Annotated in this window: 20 protein-coding genes and 1 pseudogene; 3 read left to right on the top strand and 18 right to left on the bottom strand. The window is 69.5% G+C overall.

The features are described from left to right. The first annotated feature begins 187 nt into the window (after nucleotides 1-187). Entirely contained in the window at nucleotides 188-2263 is a 2076-nt protein-coding gene (locus DFJ64_RS02720) for an ABC transporter ATP-binding protein (protein WP_245940918.1), read from the top strand. Then, nucleotides 2263-4083, top strand: coding sequence for an ABC transporter ATP-binding protein (locus DFJ64_RS02725; protein ID WP_115849009.1), 1821 nt, complete (start codon nucleotides 2263-2265; stop codon nucleotides 4081-4083). Before DFJ64_RS02720 ends, DFJ64_RS02725 begins: the two co-directional genes overlap by 1 nt. Nucleotides 4084-4145: 62 nt before the next feature. Here the strand turns inward: DFJ64_RS02725 and DFJ64_RS02730 are convergent, their stop codons facing one another. The 6 genes from DFJ64_RS02730 to rpsB all read right to left on the bottom strand — a co-directional run bounded on the left by DFJ64_RS02730 (nucleotide 4146) and on the right by rpsB (nucleotide 9047). Continuing rightward, nucleotides 4146-4718: a histidine phosphatase family protein gene (locus DFJ64_RS02730; protein WP_115849010.1), complete on the bottom strand. Its 573-nt coding sequence runs from the start codon at nucleotides 4716-4718 to the stop codon at nucleotides 4146-4148. Between the two features lie 4 nt (nucleotides 4719-4722). After that, nucleotides 4723-5580: a phosphatidate cytidylyltransferase gene (locus tag DFJ64_RS02735; RefSeq protein WP_245940919.1), complete on the bottom strand. Its 858-nt coding sequence runs from the start codon at nucleotides 5578-5580 to the stop codon at nucleotides 4723-4725. A gap of 54 nt (nucleotides 5581-5634) precedes the next feature. After that, a complete protein-coding gene (frr, locus tag DFJ64_RS02740) occupies nucleotides 5635-6189 on the bottom strand; it encodes a ribosome recycling factor (protein WP_245941263.1) in 555 nt (184 codons plus the stop codon). Nucleotides 6190-6357: 168 nt separating this feature from the next. After that, a complete protein-coding gene (gene pyrH, locus DFJ64_RS02745; RefSeq protein WP_115851775.1) occupies nucleotides 6358-7071 on the bottom strand; it encodes a UMP kinase in 714 nt (237 codons plus the stop codon). 155 nt (nucleotides 7072-7226) lie between these two features. Further along, complete coding sequence (gene tsf / locus DFJ64_RS02750; protein WP_115849012.1) at nucleotides 7227-8045, bottom strand: translation elongation factor Ts; 819 nt, start codon at nucleotides 8043-8045, stop codon at nucleotides 7227-7229. Nucleotides 8046-8117: 72 nt separating this feature from the next. Continuing rightward, the gene (rpsB, locus tag DFJ64_RS02755; RefSeq protein ID WP_115849013.1) at nucleotides 8118-9047 is read right to left on the bottom strand and encodes a 30S ribosomal protein S2; all 930 of its coding nucleotides are present in this window, start codon (nucleotides 9045-9047) and stop codon (nucleotides 8118-8120) included. Between the two features lie 557 nt (nucleotides 9048-9604). Between rpsB and DFJ64_RS02760 the strand changes: the two genes are divergently transcribed. Continuing rightward, nucleotides 9605-10924 carry a M23 family metallopeptidase gene (locus DFJ64_RS02760; protein ID WP_115849014.1) on the top strand — a complete coding sequence of 440 codons (1320 nt, stop codon included), beginning with the start codon at nucleotides 9605-9607 and terminating at the stop codon, nucleotides 10922-10924. An 81-nt stretch (nucleotides 10925-11005) separates the two neighbouring features. Here the strand turns inward: DFJ64_RS02760 and DFJ64_RS02765 are convergent, their stop codons facing one another. The 12 genes and pseudogenes from DFJ64_RS02765 to rpsP form a co-directional block, all read right to left on the bottom strand. Beyond that, a complete protein-coding gene (locus DFJ64_RS02765) occupies nucleotides 11006-12196 on the bottom strand; it encodes a tyrosine recombinase XerC (RefSeq protein ID WP_245940920.1) in 1191 nt (396 codons plus the stop codon). A gap of 149 nt (nucleotides 12197-12345) precedes the next feature. Further along, nucleotides 12346-13569 carry a DNA-processing protein DprA gene (dprA, locus tag DFJ64_RS02770; RefSeq protein WP_115849015.1) on the bottom strand — a complete coding sequence of 408 codons (1224 nt, stop codon included), beginning with the start codon at nucleotides 13567-13569 and terminating at the stop codon, nucleotides 12346-12348. Next, complete coding sequence (locus DFJ64_RS02775) at nucleotides 13566-15155, bottom strand: YifB family Mg chelatase-like AAA ATPase (RefSeq protein WP_115849016.1); 1590 nt, start codon at nucleotides 15153-15155, stop codon at nucleotides 13566-13568. Before DFJ64_RS02775 ends, dprA begins: the two co-directional genes overlap by 4 nt. Nucleotide 15156: 1 nt before the next feature. Continuing rightward, nucleotides 15157-15513, bottom strand: a complete 357-nt coding sequence (locus DFJ64_RS02780; protein WP_115851777.1) for a YraN family protein — start codon at nucleotides 15511-15513, stop codon at nucleotides 15157-15159. A 319-nt stretch (nucleotides 15514-15832) separates the two neighbouring features. Further along, nucleotides 15833-16147, bottom strand: a complete 315-nt coding sequence (locus DFJ64_RS02785; RefSeq protein WP_115849017.1) for a DUF2469 domain-containing protein — start codon at nucleotides 16145-16147, stop codon at nucleotides 15833-15835. 173 nt (nucleotides 16148-16320) lie between these two features. Continuing rightward, nucleotides 16321-16962 (bottom strand): annotated as a pseudogene (locus tag DFJ64_RS02790) (ribonuclease HII); the annotation flags it as partial. A gap of 236 nt (nucleotides 16963-17198) precedes the next feature. Next, nucleotides 17199-18203, bottom strand: coding sequence for a signal peptidase I (gene lepB / locus DFJ64_RS02795; RefSeq protein WP_115849019.1), 1005 nt, complete (start codon nucleotides 18201-18203; stop codon nucleotides 17199-17201). 82 nt (nucleotides 18204-18285) lie between these two features. After that, entirely contained in the window at nucleotides 18286-18645 is a 360-nt protein-coding gene (gene rplS / locus DFJ64_RS02800) for a 50S ribosomal protein L19 (RefSeq protein ID WP_115849020.1), read from the bottom strand. Between the two features lie 344 nt (nucleotides 18646-18989). Continuing rightward, nucleotides 18990-19748 carry a tRNA (guanosine(37)-N1)-methyltransferase TrmD gene (gene trmD / locus DFJ64_RS02805; RefSeq protein ID WP_115851778.1) on the bottom strand — a complete coding sequence of 253 codons (759 nt, stop codon included), beginning with the start codon at nucleotides 19746-19748 and terminating at the stop codon, nucleotides 18990-18992. Nucleotides 19749-20012: 264 nt separating this feature from the next. Beyond that, entirely contained in the window at nucleotides 20013-20513 is a 501-nt protein-coding gene (rimM, locus tag DFJ64_RS02810; protein WP_115849021.1) for a ribosome maturation factor RimM, read from the bottom strand. 12 nt (nucleotides 20514-20525) lie between these two features. After that, nucleotides 20526-20771, bottom strand: a complete 246-nt coding sequence (locus DFJ64_RS02815; RefSeq protein ID WP_115849022.1) for an RNA-binding protein — start codon at nucleotides 20769-20771, stop codon at nucleotides 20526-20528. Nucleotides 20772-20775: 4 nt separating this feature from the next. Next, on the bottom strand, nucleotides 20776-21264 hold the full coding sequence (gene rpsP / locus DFJ64_RS02820; RefSeq protein ID WP_115849023.1) for a 30S ribosomal protein S16: 489 nt from the start codon (nucleotides 21262-21264) through the stop codon (nucleotides 20776-20778). Nucleotides 21265-21404: the final 140 nt, after the last annotated feature.

Here is a 21404-nt window from a genome sequence, read left to right on the forward strand (position 1 = left end):
GACGTGTTGATCGAATTCCGAAAAAGAAAAGTGCTGACGTTATCAGCGACCATCGACAGTTCAAGGCCTCGTGGAAATTGGCTGGCGGCCGAGCCCCAGGCTTGCTACATCTGGTAGGTCTCGCGTCTCTCGCGCCAGGCGAGACGTACGGCGCTTCCCCCTTGTGTCTCGTGGAAGGCAACATCTCGTGGCCACGCGCAGGTCAGAGTTCACGGTCGCTGACCAACGCCCCACCGACCGACGCGGCCCCATCCGGTGGATCCTGTCCCACCAACGCCGCAACGGTCGGTACGTCGCGGGCTTCCTGCTCGGATCGCTGCTCATGGTGCTGCTCAACTCGAGCATTCCGCACCTGACCGGAGCGGCGTTCGACGCGGTCCTCGCCAGGGACGAGAACACCGCGAGAACCCTCACCGCGATCGCCGTCGCCTTGCTGGTGATCGTGCTGGCCCGCGGTGCCTTCGACCTGCTCGCGCGGCTGAGCGTCGAGGTCCTCGCCAAGCGCATGGAACGCGACGCCCGCGACGAGCTCTACACCAGCCTGTTGGGCAAGAGCCAGACGTTCCACAACCGGCAACGGGTCGGCGATCTCATGGCCCGGACCGCCAATGACGTCCGGCAGCTGGGCCACATGTTCTCGCCTGGCATCGATCTCATCGTCGACTCGATGCTGCAAGGCCTGGTGCCACTCGCCTTCATCGCCTTCATCGACCCGCGCCTGCTGGCCTCTCCGCTCCTCTTCGCGGTCGGCTTCGCGATCGCGATCCGCCACTACATGCGCCAGCTCAACCCGGTCTCGACGCGCATGCGGGAGCAGTTCGGCGACCTCAACGCTGGGCTCAACGAAGCGGTCCGCGGCATCGAGGTCGTCAAGGTCACCGCGCAAGAAGACCAGGAACAGCGCCGGTTCGAGACGAGCGCTCGCGCCTACCGCGACTACTTCGTCCGTCAGGGGATGGTGCAGGCGCGCTACCTTCCGACGTTGCTCCTCGCGGTGGCGACCGCCGGCGCCCTCCTGCACGGACTGCTGCTCTACCGCGACGACGCCATCACCTTGGGCGACCTGGTCGCCTACCTCGGTCTCATGGGGATGCTCTCGTTTCCGACCCACATCTCGATCTTCAGCTTCTCGCTGGTGCAGATGGGGCTGGTCAGCGCCCGCCGGATCCTGACGATCATGGAGGAGGAGACCGAGCTCGACCAGAACCCCCACGGTCACCGCGGCCACATGCGCGGGGAGATCGTGTTCGAGAACGTCTCCTTCGGGTACGGCGGGGAACCAGTGCTGCGCAACGTGTCCTTCCGCGCGGAGCCCGGACAGACGATCGCCATCGTGGGCGAGACGGGGGCAGGCAAGAGCACCCTCACCAAGCTGGTCAACCGCATCTACGACGTCGACGAGGGGCGCGTGCTCATCGACGGGGTCGACGTTCGCGAGTGGGATCTCGACGCGCTCCGGTCGCAGATCTCCACGATCGAGCAGGACATCGTGCTGTTCTCACGATCCATCGCCGAGAACATCGCCTTCAGCCTCGGTCAGCGGGTGAGCCGCGAGGACATCGTGCGAGCCGCCAAGGATGCCCAGGCCCACGGCTTCATCGAGGAGCTCGAGGACGGCTACGACACGGTCATCGGTGAGCGCGGGGTGACCCTGTCCGGCGGTCAGCGCCAGCGGCTCGCGATCGCTCGCGCGCTGCTCACCGACCCGAGCATCCTGATCCTCGACGACTCCACCAGCGCCGTCGACAGCGCGACCGAGGACGAGATCCAGCGGGCCATTCGCCGCATCCTGCACGGCCGCACCACCCTCCTCATCACGCATCGGCTCGCGCAGATCCGCTGGGCCGACAAGGTCCTGCTCCTCCAGCGTGGCCGGATCGTCGACCAAGGCACCCACGAGGAGCTGTACGAGCGTTGTCCGCTCTACCGCCGCATCTTCGCGCACTACGACGAGATGGCGCCCGCCTCCGGAACCTCCGGCGCGACCGCGGCACCGGCAGGCCGACCACCCATCGCCGGCGACGGTTCCCTCACTCACGGTGACCTCGCACCAGGTGACCTGGGAGTCACCGATGGCGGGGTCGTGTCGCGCGACACCACGAGGCGGCTGGACGGTCACGCTCGACTCGACGGTGGACACCTCGACGGGCACGACCGCGAGCATCGGGACCCGCACGCCGACGGACCCAACGGCGCGGTCCGGACGGTCACCGAGGAAGCGCTCGCCATGCCCGCGCACAGCCACGACGGCGAGGAGCACTGATGGGCTTCATCCTGGACGGCCTCGACGCCGAGGACTACGACCGGCACTACAACGACCTCGACCTGCTTCGGCGGATCTTGGGCTACTTCCGCCCCAAGCTCCCGGCGATGGCGGTGGTCGCGGTGATGATCGTCGCCACCTCGTTGCTCCAGGCGGTCCTGCCGGTCGTCATCAGCTGGGGTCTCGACCGGCTCGTCGCCGACGACTCCAACCAGTTCCTCGCCCTGCTCGTCACGCTCATCCTGCTGTCGGGCGTGCTCGCCTGGGTCACGAACTTCGTCCGGCAGAGTCTGAGCGCCCGCGTCGTCGGCGACGTCGTGCTCCGGCTGCGGGAGGACGCCTTCGCGGCCGTCCTGCGGCGCGACATGTCGTTCTACGACGAGAACCCCTCGGGGAAGATCGTCAGCCGGGTCACGTCCGACACCGACGACTTCGCCAACGTCGTGACGCTGACCATGAACCTGCTCAGCCAGGTGCTGCTCGTGGGGTTCATCACAGCGCTGCTGTTCCAGCGTGACGTCGGCCTGGCTCTCATGACGCTGGCGATCACACCGGTCGTCGTGGGGCTGGCGCTCGGTTTCCGTCGGGTCGCACGCGAGACCACCCGTCGGGCGCAACGTTCGCTCGCCCGCGTCAACTCCAACGTGCAGGAGACGATGGGCGGCATCGCGGTGGCGAAGAACTTCCGCCAGGAGCAGACCGTCTACGACGAGTTCCGTCCCATCAACGAGCAGAACTACCAGGTGACGCTGCGCCAGGGCATGGTCTTCAGCGGCATCTTCCCGGTGCTGTTCCTCGTCGCCGGCCTGGGCACCGTCCTGCTCGTCTACGCCGGCGGGCGTCGGGTGCTCGACGGATCGGTCTCACCCGGGGACTGGTACCTGTTCCTGCAGGCGGTCGGGTTGTTCTGGATGCCGCTCACGAGCATCGCGTCGTTCTGGTCCCAGTTCCAGCAAGGCCTCTCGGCCGCCGAGCGCGTCTTCGCCTTGATCGACGCGACACCGCGGGTCGTCCAGACCGACGAGCGACCCGTCGGTCGGCTCGCCGGGCGGATCGAGTTCAAGGACGTCACGTTCGGCTACGTGCCGACCCAGCCAGTCCTCAAGAACTTCGACCTCACCATCGAGGCCGGAGAGATGGTGGCGCTCGTCGGCCACACCGGCGCGGGGAAGTCCACCCTCGGCAAGCTGATCACCCGCTTCTACGAGTTCCAAGGTGGCCGGATCGAGATCGACGGCCGCGACATCCGCACGTTCGACCTCCGCGAGTACCGCCGCCAGCTGGGTGTGGTCCCCCAAGTGCCGTTCCTGTTCTCCGGCACCGTCGCCGACAACATCCGCTACCCCCGCCCGGAGGCGACCGACGAGGAAGTGCGCCGGGCCGCCGAGCACATCGGCAACGGCGACTGGCTGGACGCGCTCCCCGAAGGACTCGACACCAAGGTGGGTGAGCATGGTCGCGCCTTGTCGATGGGACAGCGCCAGCTCGTCGCGCTCGCCCGGCTGCTCATCCAGGACCCCGCGATCGTCATCCTCGACGAGGCGACGGCCAGCGTCGACCCGCTCACCGAGGCGCAGATCCAGGAGGGACTCGACGTCGTCTTGCATGGCCGCACGTCGATCGTGATCGCACATCGCCTGTCGACCATCCAGCACGCCGACCGGATCATCGTCCTCCGCGAGGGCCGTATCGTCGAGGAAGGCGACCACGCAACCCTCATGCGTCTGGGCGGCCAGTACTGCGAGGTCTACAACACCTACTTCCGGCACCAATCGCCCAACTACAAGCCGGGAACCGGCTTCGTCCCCGTCCTGGGGTGAGTCATGGCCGGGAGCACATCCAGGCCCAGGCGTCCGCTCCGTCCGTCGGTGCCGAACCGAGCTCAGGCGCGGTCCGCCCAGGAGCCCCAGGACGCGAGGACGCGTGCCGTCTCGTCCCCGACCTCGAGCAGGCAGTGATCCGGCAAGCGAAGCCGCTCCCACGCCTCCAGATCGGGTGGTCGCCCGGTGAGGGCCGCGACGAGCAGCGTCCACGCGGTGCCGTGGCCCACCAGCACGATCTCCTCGCCCGGACAGCTCTCACGGATCCGAGCCACGACACCCACGACTCGTTCCGTGGTCGCCCTGGCGCTCTCCCAGCCGGGCGCGGCCGGCGTGTCCGGCTCCGTCATCGAACGGCGGACCAGCGCGGCCCACTCCGCGGTGTCCAGCCAGGCCCGCGCCGGCCGCGTCATCTCACGGAGCCCGTCCACGAGACCCAGCGCACCGTCGGTGAGCGCCCGCGCGGTCGCGAAGGCCTTCGGCTCGGGCGAGGAGAACCACCGGCCGCGCTCCGGTAGCACCCCGGACCGTCGGAGCTTCGTCACCCCCTCATCGGAGGGGTCCAGCGGCCACTCGGCCGCCCGCCGATCGTCGGGGCGCGGCCGCCCGTGGCGGACCAGATGGAGGCGCGTCATGGCGTCATCCCACCGGGACCAGCAGGCTCAGGACGAGCCAGCTCACCACAGCGGTCGGCAGGAGGGAGTCCAGACGGTCCATGACACCTCCGTGGCCCGGGAGCAGGCTCCCCATGTCCTTGATCCCGATGTCCCGTTTGAGCATGGACTCCACCAGGTCACCGAGCGTCGCCGTGACGGTCGCGACGGCCCCCACGACCAGCCCGGCCCACCAGGAGCCGTGCAGCAGGAAGACGACGCCCGCGACTCCCGCGACGAGGCAGCACAGGGTCGAGCCGGCCAGTCCCTCCCACGTCTTCCCGGGACTGATCGTGGGCGCGAGCTTGTGCCGTCCGAACAGCACTCCCGCCGCGTAGCCGCCGATGTCGCTGGCGACCGCGACGGCGACGAAGACCACGACCCGGAGCGGACCGTCCTCCTCGCGGAGCAGCAGCATTGCGAAGGCGGCGAGGAACGGGACGTAGAGCGCGACGAAGAGGCCAGCCGTGACGTCACGGACGAAACCCTCGCGGCCGCCGGGCAACCGCCCGACGCAGACCGCGAGGGCAGTGAGGCCGAGTGCGGCCACCAAGGCATGGGTCTCCCCCACGTAGGCGCCGACCAACATCCCGACCACCCCGGCCAGCAGGGGAAGCAACGGCAGCCGGACTCCGGCCGGCCGCAGCGCGCGGGACAGCTCGATCACCGCGACGCTCACCGCGACGACGACGAAGGCGACGAAGACCGCTTTGACGATGAAGAGCGACGCGGCGACGACAGCGGCCAGGAGCAACCCCACGCCGATAGCGGCGGTCAGGTTGCGGCCGAAACGATTACGGGACTTGCTTGGGACGTCGTCGCCCCCTCCACGCGGCTCGGTCACGATGTGTCGCGTCGTGTGCTGGCTCCGAGGTCGGATTCGGGTGTCCACGCCGCCCTAGACCTCGAGGATCTCTTCTTCCTTGTGCTTGAGCACCTCGTCAATCTGGGAGATGTACTTGCGCGTCTCGGCGTCGAGCTGCTTCTCGGCCCGGGCGACGTCATCCTCGCCCACCTCGCCGTCCCGAGCGAGCCGGTCGAGCGTCTCCTTGGCGTGCCGGCGCACGTTACGCACCGACACCCGCGCTTCCTCCGCCTTCTGGCGAGCGAGCTTCACGTACTCCTTGCGACGTTCTGCGGTCAGCTCCGGCAGCACGACGCGGACGACGTTCCCGTCATTCGTGGGGTTGACCCCGAGGTCGGAGTCCCGAATGGCCTTCTCGATCGCGCCCAGCGCGTTCTTGTCGTAGGGCGTGATGACGACGAGCCGCGCCTCGGGGATGTGGAACGACGCCAGCTGCTGGATGGGAGTCGGACTGCCGTAGTAGTCGGCTTGGATCTTGGCGAACATCGCCGGGTGGGCCCGGCCCGTGCGGATCGCCGCGAACTCCTCCTTGGCGACCTCGACGGCCCTGCCCATCTTCTGTGCCGCGTCGCGGAGAGTCTGGTCGATGGTCACGGTCGTGATCTCCTTGTCCCTCGGTTGCTCGGCCGTCGGCCGGCGGGTGCACTACCGGTGTGCGCACATGCCGACGCGTGATCGGACCCGTTCGTTCCATCCGGCACGGACGTCCCGATCGGTCGCCTCGCCGGGCCGACAGGCGGTCGACCAGCCGCCCGATCAGGCGTCGGCCGAGACGAGAGTCCCGATCCTCTCACCTCGAACGGCGCGGGCGATATTGCCGTCCTTGAGGAGGTTGAAGACGATGATCGGCAACCCGTGCTCCATGCACAAGCTAAACGCCGTCGCGTCCGCCACCCTGAGCTCACGGCGCAGGCATTCGGCGAAGCTGATCTGCTCGAACTTCCGCGCCTGGGGCGCGCGTTTCGGGTCCGCGTCGTAGACGCCGTCGACGGATGTCGCCTTCAGTAGCACCTCCGCACCGATCTCCAGGGCCCGTTGGGCCGCCACGGTGTCGGTGGAGAAATAGGGCATGCCGGAGCCGGCGCCGAAGATGACCACCCGACCCTTCTCCAGGTGTCGGATCGCCCGCCTCGGGATGTAGGGCTCGGCGATCTGCCCCATGGTGATCGCCGTCTGGACCCGGGTGTCGACCCCAGCCTTCTCCAGGAAGTCCTGCAGGGCCAGGCAGTTCATGACCGTCCCGAGCATGCCCATGTAGTCGGCGCGGGCGCGGTCCATGCCGCTCTGCTGGAGCTCGGAGCCTCGGAAGAAGTTCCCTCCGCCCACGACAGCGGCGACCTGGACCCCGCCCCGCACCACTTCCGCGATCTGTGCGGCGATGTTGGCGACGACGTTGGGATCCACACCCAGTTTGCCGCCGCCGAACACCTCGCCGGACAGCTTGAGCAGGACTCGCCGGTACGGCACCAGCGCGGACGTCGGACCGTTCGAGATCGTCTTGGTCGTCGTCACGAACCCACCCCCATGGTCACCTGCACGATCTCGCCTCCTGTCCGTCCGCCTCGCTGGCCCTGCCTCCTCAGGTCGGTGCGTACCCGACCCGCCGCGCCACGCGTGCGAACGGCCTAGGCCTGACCGACCTCGAACCGGACGAAGCGCGTCACGGTGACACCCGCTTCCGCGAGCAGCTGTCCCACGGTCTTCTTCTGATCGTGCACGGACGGCTGCTCCACGAGCACCGCGTCCTTGAAGAAGCCTTCCAGGCGCCCGTCGACGATCCGCGGGATTGCCTGCTCGGGCTTGCCCTCATTGCGGGCGGTCTCCTCGGCGATGCGGCGTTCGTTCTCGACGACCTCCGCGGGAACCTCATCCCGGGTGAGGTACTGCGGGCGCATCGCCGCCACCTGCATCGCGGCCGCCTTGGCGGCCTCCTCGTCGTCCCCCTCGTAGGCGAGGAGCACGCCCACCTGCGGCGGCAGGTCGGTGGCTCGGCGGTGCAGGTAAACGGTGGTCTTCCCGTCGAACACCGCCACCCGGCCGATCGCCAGCTTCTCGCCGATGACCGCGGCGAGACCGTCCAGCGCCTCACCAGCGGTCCGGCCGTCCGGCAGCTTGGCCGCGACCAGCTCGTCGGGCGTGCTCGGCCGCGTCTGGCTCGCGAGCGCGACCAGCTCGGCACCGAGCGCCTGGAACTGCTCGTTCTTGGCGACGAAGTCGGTCTCGCAGTTCAGCTCGAGCAGCGCGCCGTCCTTGGCAACGACGAGGCCGTTGCCCGCGCTACGCTCCGCGCGCTTCGCGGCCTTCGCAGCCCCTTTGACGCGGAGGATCTCGACGGCTCGGTCGAAGTCGCCCTCCGCCTCCTGCAGGGCGTTCTTGCAGTCCATCATCCCGGCTCCGGTCGCGTCCCGAAGCCGCTTGACGTCAGCGGTGGTGAAGGTGCTCATCGTGTGTGAGTCGCTCTCTTCGGTCGATGTCGATGTCGATGGCGTCGGTCCACACGGAGGAAGCCCGGGCTCTCAGGCGCCAGACTCGCTGGACGCCGCGTCGCCACTCTCACCCGCGGGCGACGACTCCGGAGTCGCGCTCGTACCCTCCGAGCCGGCTCCCTCACCTGCCGACTGCTCCGCGCTCGAGGCGCTTTCGGCCTGGGCCTCCGCGGTCGGCGCGCTCTCGCCACTCTCGGAGCGAGCGAGCAGCTCACGCTCCCACTCCGGCAGAGGCTCCTCGGCGCCCACCTGCGACTCGTCGCTCACGCCGGCCCGCGCCATCAGTCCATCGGCCACCGCGTCGGCCACGATGCGGGTCAGGAGGGAGACCGACCGGATGGCGTCGTCGTTGCCGGGGATGGGGAAGTCAACCTCGTCCGGATCGCAGTTGGTGTCGAGGATCGCGATCACGGGGATCCCGAGCTTCTTGGCCTCATCGACCGCGAGGTGCTCCTTCTTGGTGTCGACGATCCAGACCGCGCTCGGGAGCCGCTGCATGCGCCGGATACCCCCGAGGGTCCGCTCGAGCTTGTCGCGCTCACGCCGCAGCTGGAGCAGCTCCTTCTTGGTCATGCCCGAGCTGGCGACGTCGTCGAAGTTGATCTCCTCGAGCTCCTTCAACCGCAGCAGGCGCTTGTAGACGGTCTGGAAGTTGGTGAGCATGCCGCCCAGCCAGCGCTGGTTGACATAGGGCATGCCGACGCGCATCGCCTGCTCGGCGATGGCCTCCTGGGCCTGCTTCTTGGTGCCGACGAACAGCACCGAACCGCCGCGGGCGACGGTGTCCTTGACGAACTGGTACGCGCGGTCGATGTAGGACAGCGATTGCTGCAGGTCGATGATGTAGATGCCGTTGCGCTCGGTGAAGATGTAGCGCTTCATCTTCGGGTTCCAGCGTCGCGTCTGGTGCCCGAAGTGAACGCCACTCTCGAGCAGCTGCCTCATCGTGACGACGGCCATGGCCGCGTTTCCCTCCTTAGCGCCCGCGTGGGCGCGCTCTCGGTTCCTCGGCCGCGGCCGGACGGCCGTGGCCCCTGACGCTCGCGCACGTACCGCCCCGCGGGACTGTGCGGGGACCGAGAGACGTGCTCACGTCGAATGCGCGACGCGACAAGCGAGCGTGCGTAGTCTTGTCTTCTCCTGTTGCGGGCTTTCCGCCGATTTGCCCACCTGGCGACACGGTGTCTCCGGGCACCCCGTGCGCCGCCCGGTGCGGTGAGCCAAGCCAGAGCGTCGCGCGAACCAGCGAGGACCCCACGAACCGGCGGGCGCGGGCGGCGGAATTGCCCGCCAAAGTGTACTCGATCGCGGTGGACCGCCCCGCCCGCCGTGGCGTGGCGGCGATGTCCCAGGGCGCCGATTCGTCACCTTCACGGGGTCCACACCTTCACGGGGTCCACGCCGGACTCCGTTCCCTGACGAGCCCGTTGTCCACAGCCTCCCCGGACCGCGTCGTCGTCCACACCTCGCCTCATCCCACCTGGAGGCACCGCCACGTCCCCTTGACGATCACCTCCATGACGATCCCTGCACAGCGTTCCCCCGTCGTCACGTCGTGGCGTCACCGTCCGTTGCCCACGAACCGCTGGCTTCCCCCTCCTCAAGGCTGCTGGCCCCGCCCTCGGGCCGGCAAACCTTCCCAGCCGTCCCGCTGTCCAGGGCCCCGCCGCCGGTGGTGGCGCCGCCCGAGCACGGCGGACCGCCCGGACCAGGGCGAACGGTCGCAGGAGGGCGCCGGTGCCACGAACGGGGACAGTGGTGGTCCGGCGTCGCGGAGCAGGCGTCAGAGCCAGCGCCGCCGAGGCACCCGCTCTCGCCTCGTGGGCGCGATCGGGGCTGCCGTCGTCGCCCTCCTCGGCCCGACCGGCCCAGCCGAGCCCGCCCACGCAGCCGTCACCACGGGCCACGCCCTGTCGACGTCCGCGGACCGCTCGAGCTCCACGGACGGTGCCCGCTCGACCGTCACCTGGACGTGGCCGCTGTCACCACCTCAAATCGAACGCTTGTTCGACCCTCCATCCCACCCCTGGGGCGCCGGACATCGCGGTGTCGACCTCGCGGGGGCGGAGGGTCAGGCAGTTCGCTCGGCCGGGGCAGGCGTGGTCGTCTATGCGGGCCTTCTCGCCGGACGCGGCGTCGTGAGCGTCTCCCACGGGGCGTTGCGGACGACGTACGAGCCGGTGGCACCCGCCGTCCGCGCGGGGACACGGGTGGCCGCCGGAAGCGTCCTGGGCACCTTGACGACCGACCGGAGCCACTGCCAGCACATGGCCTGCCTGCACTGGGGCCTCCGTCAGGGCGACCGCTACCTCGACCCGCTGTCCCTGATCGCCACGGGTCCCCCACGGCTGCTGCCTCACCTCGGTCAAGATCGGCTTCCGCGGGCCAGTCCAGTCCGTGTCATCCGGTCGGGCGGGCGAGCGTCGGCACACGAGGCCACCGCGCCTGGCGTCTCGACCGCGATCTCCAGCCCAGCACCCGGATCAAGGCGCCTGGAGGACGATCGTTCGGCCGTCTCCGAGGCCCACTCAGCGACGCGGGCGGCCGCGGTGACGGCCCCCGCGCGAGCGAGCCGTGGCCGGTCAGGCGCAGAACTGGAGGACCAGCCTCGCGAGCCGGACAGGGACTCCGGCACGCGGAGTCTCACTGCCTTCATCGGGGGCGTGGTGGCGGGCGCGGCGACCGCGACACTCGTCGTGAGGGCGATGAATGCCCGCCGCTTGCCGTGGGAGAACCCGACGCCGCGTCCCCCTACCTCACCTGGCGCCGTGACCTCGGCTGACAGCACAGTCGTTCCTCTCCGTCGTAGCGAGCGCCCACCGACGGTGGCGGTCTGAGAGCAGCCCACCGCAGGTGGTGGCTGACCAGGTGTGGCGCCAGGCACAGGAGACGAAAGACCTGCCAAGAAGCACGGTGTCTCAGGCGCGCGGGTGGGCCTGGCGGTAGACGGCACGCAGCCGCTCGGCGGTGACATGGGTGTAGATCTGCGTCGTCGCAAGCGACGCGTGACCGAGCAGTTCCTGGACACTGCGAAGGTCCGCACCACCTTCCAGCAGATGGGTGGCGGCGGAGTGGCGCAAGCCGTGGGGACCGATCCTCGGAGCCTCAGGAAGATCCGCGAGTCTGGAGTCGAGGATCCGCCGAACCGTCCGGGGGTCCAGGCGTCGGCCCCGCACACCCAAGAAGAGCGCGGGACCGCTGTCGGCACGCGCCAACGCGGGTCGGCCGTGGCGGCGGTAGCTCTCCAACGCCTCCGCCGCCGGAGCGCCGAAGGGCACTGAGCGCTCCTTACCGCCTTTGCCGATCACGCGGATGACCCAACGCTCGTCGTCGATGTCGTCAAGGTCGAGAGCGACGAGTTCCCCCACCCGAATCCCGGTGGCGTACAGCAGCTCCAGGACCGCGCGATCGCGGCTCGCGACTGGATCGCCGTCGTCCGCCTTGCCAGCGATTTCGAGGAGTCTGCGCGCCTCGCTCTGCTTGAGGACAGCGGGCAGGCGGCGCTGGGCCTTCGGTGTCTTCAAGAGAGCACCTGGGTCGTGGTCGAGGACGCCACGGCGGTGGGCCCACGCCGTGAAGGTTCGTACCGCAGCCGCTCGACGGGCGAGGGTGGTCTGGGCCAGCCCGTCACCGCGCATGGTCCCCAACCAGGCTCGAAGGGATTGGAGCGTCAGGTCCACCAGCTCTGGCGACACCGCACCTGACTGGTCCTCGTCCACCGCGCCTGATCGGCCCTCCTCGTGAACGGGGGTTCGGGGCCTGTCGTGCTCGGAGGCCCGCTGCTCACCGGCACGCTGTCGGTGATCGTGGTCGTCGGGGACATGGCTGACCGTGGGCAGGTCAGCGTGTTCCGCTGCCTTCTCCGCCTTGGTCGGTCGCCCGCTCGCCGGCGTGACCGGCACACGGCGACCGCCGGCGGCGAGGTAGCGCATGAGGTCGAGTACGTCACCGATGTAGGCGCGGACCGTATGCGGCGAAAGCCCACGTTCGACGACGAGATGACGCTCGAACTCAGCGAGCAGCCGCACACCGGCCCGGCTCGGCTCGTCAACCGATGCCTGCTCGTGTCCTCGCATCTGCGTGTGACCCGCTGCGCTGCCGGCTTCCACACCTTGACCGTGAACGAAGTGCGCCGCCCATGGCAAGCGACGCGCGCCCACCTTTCCCTCGAACCTTCGCCACAAGGCGGGCCATCGCAAGCCACGGGAGGTGACCTGACAACGCGAGGGTGCGAACGACCGTCGGCGAGGGCGTGCACCTAGAGGCGTTCGCGGACCACCGTTGACACGTGCTTGCGGGTTCGGCGTTCCCGAGCGGACAGCCGCCAGCCGTTGCCCTGCTGTTCGACGAAGCCTGCCACGAGGAGATGCCCGAGCGCCGCGAGCGCCTCATCGGCTGACACACCCGCCGTGGCGGCGATGCTGGCCAGACCGCTGCCGCGTCGCACAGGCACGGCCTCGAGGACCTGGCGGGCGAGTGGGTCGAGGTCGTCGCGAGCGCGGCGCTCCCCCGTCTTGGGCGGCGCAAGGTCTTCACCAATGCGACCGATCTGCTCGGCGACCTCGGCAGCGTCGGTCACCACGACCGCCCCGCCGTCGCGGAGCAACCGGTGGACGCCCGCCGAGGCAGCGGACGTGACAGGGCCGGGCACACCCATGACCTCGCGGTGACAGCGCTGCGCCCAAGCAGCCGTGTTGAGCGCTCCGCTCCGCAGAGCCGCCTCGACGACGACTGTGCCGGCTGTCAGCGCGGCGATGAGGCGGTTACGGACGAGGAACCGCGGCCGTCGAGGCGTCGCCCCCAGCGGTGCCTCACTCACCAGCACTCCGTCCGCCGCGATCCACTCCAGCAACTGCTCGTGCGCGCGGGGGTAGGGAACGTCGACACCGCAGGCGAGCACCGCCACCGTGGGGCCGCCGGCCGCGAGCGCTCCCCGGTGTGCGGCGGCGTCGACTCCGAACGCGCCACCCGAGACGGTGACGATGCTCCGATCCGCCAGTCCGGAGGCAAGCTCGGCGGCGACGTACGTTCCGTACTCGGTCGCCGCTCGGGCGCCGACCACCGCGCAGGCGCGCTCGCTGAGGTGCCGGACATTCGCACGGCCGCGAACCCACAACGCCAGGGGGACTCCACCGCGTCCGTCGATGTCACCCGCTGTGGCCAACACCTCCAGGCACGGGGGCCACTCCTCGTCGCCGGGGCAGATCAGCCTGGCGCCCACCCGCTCGCCTCTCTCGAGGTCGCGGCCGCCGTCGGCGGTCGCCAGCCGTGCCTGGTACCCGCCAAGGTGGCGACTTGGGAACGTCCCTGAGCGAATGGCCTCCACCGCCTCCTCGGCACCGTGGTGGTCGACGAAGCGAGCGAGGACGAGATCACCAGGCTCACCCAGCCGAAGAAGGACTGCACGGGCACGCCGCTCGGCCTCCGTCACGCGTGGCGGCTCGTCCGTTCGTGGGGACTGGATCTTCCCCTGCCCGGTCATCCGACCCTCCGTTGGCGTTGGCGCCCGGCGAGCCGCGGCTCGTAGCCGAGTCGAAGGGTCAGAGCGGTGAGAACGTCTCGACGCCCGGGTCGAGCTCGTCCCGCGAGATCGGCGACTGTCCACGCGACGCGTAGAACTCGGTCGACGCCTCGGGCGCTGATCGCGCCCGACGCCAGCAGCTCTTCGACCGCCGGCAGTGCGTCGTGGTCGGGTGGCCAGCGACGGCGCAGCTCATATCCCGGGACATGGGCATTGAGGGTCCATGGCGTGTCCGCGTAGCGGTGGCGCTGTCGTTCGCGTGCGGCTCGCACCCGCTCCGCCACCACCGCAGTGGACTCGACCAGGCGCTGGTCGGCCACCATCTCCGCTCGCGCCACAGGCTCGACCGGCTGGTACAGATCTATCCGGTCACGGATGGGCCCCGAGAGCCGCTGCTGGTAGCGACTGCGTGCCTGAGGGCTGCAGGTGCAGTACAGGCCCTTGCCGTAGGCCTGACCGCACGGGCACGGGTTCGCGGCGAGCACGAGCTGGAACCGTGCCGGCATGCGTACCGTGCCACCAGATCGGGCAATGACCACCTCACCGTGCTCGAGTGGCTGACGCAGCGCGTCGAGGACGGATGGCTTGAACTCAGGGGCCTCGTCGAGGAACAGGACGCCCCTGTGCGCAAGGGAGACCGCTCCCGGCCGAGCCACCCGAGCCCCGCCACCGACGATCGCCGGCAACGACGCGGAATGGTGCGGATCGCAGAAGGGAGGGCGGGTGAGCAGCGGCGCGTCCGCTGGTAGGAGGCCCGCGACGGAATAGATCGCGGTCACCTCCAGGGCCTCGCTCAGCGTCAGATCAGGCAGGAGGCCAGGCAAGCGTTCGGCCAGCATCGTCTTGCCGGCCCCTGGTGGACCTGACAGGAACAGGTGGTGGCCGCCTGCGGCCGCGACCTCGAGGGCGCGGCGTGCGGCGGCTTGGCCGAGCACCTCGGCGAGGTCGAGGCGTTCGAGGTGGTCGGTGCGGCTGCGGAGCGTCTTGTCGTCGACGACCTCCTCGTGGGGGGAGGCGGGCTCGTCCGGCACCTCCTCGTCGCGCAGAAGGGCGATCGCTTGGCGTAACGAGCGGATGCCGAACACCTCGGCGTCTTGAACCAGCCGTGCCTCGGCGACGTTGGGCTCGGGGACAACGAACCGGCGCCGACCGGCGCACGACGCTGCGAGGACCGAGGGCAGCGTCCCGCGCACCGGCTTGACCCGACCGTCGAGTCCCAGCTCACCCAGCACGACCACGTCGTCCAAGGCGGCTCGGGGAACGACATCGGCGGCCCCGAGCACGGCCAGCGCGATGCTGAGATCGAAGTGAGCACCGGCCTTCGGCAACGTGGCAGGCGACAAGGCGACCGTGAGCCTGCGTTGCGGCCAGTCGTGCCCCGAATTGGCGACGGCGGCCCGGACTCGGGCCCGAGCTTCCGCCAGCGCGGCGTCGGGCAGACCCACGAGGCTGAAGCCGGGGAGGCCGTTGGCGATGTGGGCCTCGACGTCGACCATGTGCCCTTGAACCCCAGTGAGGGCGACCGAGTGTGCACGCGCGAGCGCCACGTCACTCCACCCCACGCACGTGCTCGATGACCGCCGGGGCCGCGCCACGTCGCAGAATGCCCACCACATCGATTCGGACCGCGCGAGGCCGGACCTGGTGCTCGGCGAGCCAACATGCGGCCAGGTGGCGCAGCCGCGTGACCTTCTCCCGGGTCAGCGCTTCCAAGGGCGACCCGTAGCCGAGCCCGGTGCGGGTCTTCACCTCGCAGACCACGAGGACGTCGCCATCGCGAGCCACGATGTCGATCTCGCCACGGTCACACGTCCAGTTGCGGGCGAGGACGACGAACCCGTTCGCCTGCAGGTGCCGGACGGCGAGTTCCTCGCCATGGCGTCCGATCAGGTCTTTCCGTCGCACCGACGTCACCTCCGGCCACCATGCTGCGGCCCACGGTGACCGGAGGCCGTGTCGTTCGACGGCGCTGTGGAGAAGAACGCCGGCGAGCGTCCTGTGGACAACCCGAGGCGCAGGGACGGCCGTCCGCCGATGTGCTGCCCACCGTCCGAGGGCGATCGTGGGGACGGTGCTGCGCAGACGACCCTGCTCCCGCGGACGGCCAGACGCCGCCCGCCTGCGCCCACGAGACGCCGAGGTCAGTCAGCCGAACCAGAGAGGCCGCGGCGGAGCCGTCGGCACGCCGCGCCGCGGGCCAGACCAGCCACCTAGAACCTGCGCCCTAGAAGCCGTCCTTGGGTGGATCGAAGTCGCTCTTCGCGAGCTCCTCGATGTTGACGTCCTTGAACGTGACGACCTTGACGTTCTTCACGAAGCGGGCGGGCCGGTACATGTCCCACACCCACGCGTCGGACATGGTGACCTCGAAGTACGTTTCGCCGCCCTCGTTGCGGACCTTCAGGTCAACGTGGTTGGCGAGGTAGAAGCGTCGATCGGTCTCGACGACGTATTTGAAGATGTTGACGACGTCGCGGTACTCCCGATAGAGCTGGAGCTCCATCTCGGTTTCGTACTTTTCGAGGTCTTCGGCGCTCATTACGCGCGCTCTCCTCCCCGACGCGGGATTCCCGCAGTCACATTCACCAAGTCCTCGTCCCTCGTCCCAGTCGACGGCGTGACGCCGGGCGCGTCCTCCGGGCCGACGGCTCCCGGGCCATTGTCACTCATCTCCCAGACACCAGCCGAACCCGGTGGGACACCGGCCGCGGCGGCCGCCCGCATGACGTTGACCCAGCGGAGACGATGGACGGGAGACACTCCGTGACGTTCTAGTGCCGCTTGGTGGTCAGGTGTGCAGTATCCCTTGTGCGTGGCGAAATCGTACGCGGGGTAACGCTCGTGGAGCTCGATCATGAGCCGGTCGCGTGTCACCTTGGCGATCACCGACGCCGCGGCGATGCAGGCGGCCACCCGGTCGCCCTTCCACACCGCCAAGGTCGGCACCCCGACGCCGTCGACCGGAAAACCATCGGTCAGCACGTACGCGGGCCGCTGGTCGAGGCGAAAGACCGCCCGTCGCAGGGCCTCGACGTTCACCCGGTGCATCCCGAGTCGATCGCACTCGGCGGGCGGAACCACGACCACCGACCAGGCCAGTGCCCGCCGCACCACCTCGTCGTAACACCGCTCCCGCGCCTTCGGGGTGAGCAGCTTGGAGTCGGCGAGTTCAGGAATCTCCCCTCGGCGCCCGGGAGGCAGGATGACTGCGGCCGCGACGAGCGGCCCCGCGCAGGCGCCCCGCCCGGCTTCGTCGACTCCAGCGACAGGTGCCATGCCGGCCCGCAGCAACGCGCGCTCGTAGGCGTAGATGCCTGCGTCCCTGCGAACCAGCACCCGCCGGGAAGGACGCATGCGACCTCCTCGGGATTCGATCGCCGGACTGCCTGATCACCGCTCGGACGGCGACACCCGCCAGCTCAGCCCATTGTTGCCCCGCGCTGCCACCCCAACCGGGTGGGGGCCGACCCCACCTTGCTGGGTCCGCCGTCCCGACCATGTGCCCGGCCGACCGAGGCTGCCCAGCCGACGGGGGGTGCCCAGCCGACGGGGGGTGCCCGGCCGACGAGGGTGGGGGCCCGGCCGCCCTGTCATCGGGTCGACCGCGGCGACCCTGGACCTCGGGGCGGACGCCTGGTGGGACCGCGGCGGCTTCGGTGATCGTGCGGACCTCGACGACAGCTGTCGTCGACGTGTGGGCGACCGGGCGACCGCTCCCCACGCCTCCGGTGACGTCGGAGGACGCGGCGGGTTCCCACCACGGGGACGACGGTCGCCACCGCCGCGGCGACCGGGGCAGAACCCACGGCGAACCCGGCCAGCGCGGCGGTGCCGGCGGTGTTCTCGGCCAGATCCGGCGTGGCTGGCGCGGCGAGGCCGGCCTCGGCGTAGGCCTCGGGCCGGTTGAGGAGGGCCAACCGGTCGAGCGGCCAGACGATCATGAAGGCCCGGCCGACCACCTTGTCGATCGGGATCGTGCCGTTGCCGGGGTCGGAGAGGTGCGCTCGCGAGTCGGCCGACTCCGACCGATGGTCGCCCATGACCCAGACCCGACCAGGTGGCACCACGATGTTGAACGGGTCCTGGGAGGGGACGTCACCCGGGTGGATGTAGGACGACTCTTCCAGGGGCGTGCCGTTGATCAGGATGCGGTCCTTCTCGTCGCAGCACTGCACCCTGTCGCCGGGCAAGCCGATGACCCGCTTGATGAAGTCCTTCTCGCCCACCGTGGAGAACCCGAACAACTCCCCCACCCGTTGGAGGGCTCGCTGGGCGAAGCTCCCGGGCTCCGGGACGACGACCTCGCTCTCCCACGAGTCCGCGCCGTTGAAGACGATGACGTCCCCGCGTTGGATCTCGCCCAACCGATAAGCGAGCTTGTTGACGAGCACCCGGTCGCCGACGAGGAGCGTGCGCTCCATCGACTCCGACGGGATGTAGAAGGCCTGGATCAGAAAGGTTCTGATCAGGAGCGCGAGCCCGAGGGCGAGTAGGACCATAACGGGCAGCTCACGCCAGAAGGAGCGCTCGTTGCCACGGTCACGAGAGCCCTTTCCGCCTGAGCCCTTGCCGCGCGACTCCTCATTGGACCCCACCTCGGCGCCCCTCCCCGAGATCAACCCACTACTCCGTGCGCGATCTTGGTCGCGCCCTGGGGCCCGAGCCTAGCTGGCAGGCTCACTGCCCGGGAGTTGGCTCCCGCCGCTCCTTGATCTTGGCGGCCTTACCGTGCAGTCCACGCAGGTAGTACAGCTTGGCCCGGCGGACGTCACCCCGCGAGGCGACCTCGATCTTCTCAATGATCGGGCTGTGCACCGGGAACGTCCGCTCCACACCGACGCCGAAGCTGACCTTGCGGACGGTGAACGTCTCCCTGATCCCCGATCCACTGCGCCTGAGGCACACGCCCTGGAAGACCTGCACCCGGGTCCGGTTGCCCTCGACGACCTTCACGTGAACTCTGAGCGTGTCGCCCGGCTGGAACGACGGGATGTCGCTGCGCAGATGGGCGGACTCGACGGCATCGAGCGTGGTCATGTCTCTCCTCGTGGTGCCACAGGTCACCATCGGGTTCATGCGGGCATGTCGAAGCTCGCGGGATTCGGCTACGAGGGCGGTCCCACGCTTCCCCTGTGGCAGAAGCGGGTGACTGCGGTACGGGTCCGCACAACGCCAGCGCCCAAGTCTCTCACACGGGCCGGTCGCCAGGAACATCAGCCCGGCGATCGCCGCCCGTGACCCCGGAACGCAGGGCAGAATCCCCGACCCAGCGTAGAAGCTGCGGGCGGTCCGTGGAGCCACCCGAGCGGATACACGGGACAAAAGGACGACGGAGAAGCGGAGACGACGCAGGCAGGCGGCCGGCACCGGCCAGCGCCGCCTCACTCCTCCGGTACCCACCCCTCCTCGGCCAGGACCTCCCGATCCCTGGCGTCCAGGGCCTCCGCGGGCAGGCGGGCCAAGAGGTCCGGCCGGCGGCGTGCCGTCCGGCGAAGCGCCTGGTCCCTGCGCCATCGAGCGATTCGACCGTGATGGCCGGACAACAGCACGGGCGGGACGTCGAGGCCTCGCCAGTGCGCCGGCTTGGTGTAGACGGGGTACTCGAGGAGCCCGCCGGTGTGCGACTCCTCGGTGAGCGACTCCGGGTTGCCCAGGACGCCGGGCAGGAGCCGGACCACCGCCTCGATGATCACGAGCGCCGCGGCCTCGCCGCCGGCGAGCACGTAGTCACCGATGGAGACCTCGTCGACCCGCATCCGCTGCCCGGCATGATCGATGACCCGCTGGTCGATCCCCTCATAACGCCCACAGGCGAAGAGCAGCCACGGCTCAGCGGCGTACTCGTCGGCCAACGCTTGTGTGAAGGGCACGCCAGCTGGCGTGGGGACGACCAGTCGAGGCTGTGGCCCGCCCGGAGGGGCGAGCGTGTCCAGAGCCTCCCCCCACGGCTCCGGCCGCATCACCATGCCTGGTCCGCCGCCAGCGGGCGTGTCGTCGACGGTGCGGTGCTTGTCGTGCGTCCACTCGCGCAGATCGTGAACCCGAAGATCCACTATGCCCGCCGCGACGGCCTTGCCGACCAGCGACAAGCGCAACGGCGCGAGGTAGTCGGGGAAGATCGTCACGACGTCGAGTCGCACCGGGCCTCCCTCGTCGTCAGGCTCGGCTGAGCCGGCCAGCACCCGACCATCACACCCCCGGTAGCCACAATCCAGACAGCCACACCCCGACAGCCCGGACGTCTCACCGGGAGTGCCTCAGCCACAGACAGCTCGACACCGTCTCGGGATCGTCCGGTCCAGCGGGCCCAGGACCAGGCCGGACCTCAGCGACGGCTGTGTGGCTGTCGCGCCCGTGTCACCTCATGTGGCGCCCACCAGGGAGGCCGTCGCGTCGGGGCCACCTTACGGGGAGAGGAGCCCCGGCGGCGGGTCGATGGTGATCGTCCGGGAGCCGAGGTCGACGTCGGGCACGATCTCGCTGACGAACGGGACGAGAACCTCGCTGCCGTCGTCGCGACGGACCGCGAGCAGCTCCTGCATGGGCAGGTGAACGACCTCGGTCACCTCACCGACCGGCTCACCGTCGACCGTTCGAACGCCCAGCCCGACGAGCTGGAAGTCGTAGAACTCGTCGGGGTCCTCCAGGCGCTCGTCCTCGGGGACATCGGCGACGAGCAGGACTCCTCGCAACCGCTCGGCGGCCGTCCGGTCGTGAATCCCCTCGAAGGAGACCAGCAGTCGCGACCCATGCCAGCGCGTGCTCCGAACGGTCAGCTGGCCGGCCTCGGTCGAGAACACCACACCAGGGGCGAAGCGAAGCTCCGGCGTGTCGGTGCGGACATCGACCGCGACCTCGCCGCGCACACCGTGTGCGCGCCCCACCCGTCCGACCACGACCTCCATAGGAGACCCGGCTCAGCGGCTGGGGCGCGCCTCGACGAAGTCGATGCGTGGGCTGCGACCGTTGCCGAGAGCGCCGATGACGGTACGGATGGCGGCGGCCGTCCGTCCCCGACGTCCGATCACCCGACCGAAGTCCTCCGGGTGCACCCGAACCTCGAACGTGCGCCCTCGGTTCCGTGAGTTTCGCACGGTGACGCGCACGTCATCGGGGTGCGTAACGATGCCGCGCACCAGGTGCGCCAGCGCCTCGGCGAGCATCGCCTCAGCCCTCGCTCTCACCCTCGTCCGCGTCAGACTGGGCGGCGCTCTCGCTGGCCTCGGAGTCCTGGGAGGCCGATGCCTCGGTCTCTTCGCCCTTCGACTTGCGGTTCTTCTTCTTGCTGCTCACCGCCTCACCCGCGGGCTCAGCGTGAGCCTCCCGCAGAGCCTGGTCGAAGAGAGCCCGCTTGTCGGGCTTCGGCTCGGGAACCCGCAGTGGCTCCGACGGCAGCGGCTCGCCCTTGAACTTCTGCCAGTCGCCGGTCTTCTTCAAGATGGCGAGGACCGGCTCGGTCGGCTGCGCCCCCACCGACAGCCAGTACTGCACGCGCTCGGAGTTGACCTCGATGTAGCTGGGGTCGGTCTTGGGGTTGTACTTGCCGACCTGGTCGATCGTCTTCCCGTCGCGCTTGGTGCGCGAGTCCGCGACGACAATCCGGTAGTACGGCGCACGGATCTTGCCCATGCGCTTCAGCCTGATCTTGACGGCCACGAGTGTGGTGTCTCCCTGTGTCGACGAAAGGATGACTAGCGCGTGCCGCGTGGGGGGACGGCACCGAAAGCTCCGGACGCGCGAACCGACGCTGTGAGAGGGCCTACGCCGGTCCGACTCAGCCCACTATTCTGCCAGAT

The organism is Thermasporomyces composti, assembly GCF_003386795.1.
GTDB lineage: Bacteria > Actinomycetota > Actinomycetes > Propionibacteriales > Actinopolymorphaceae > Thermasporomyces > Thermasporomyces composti.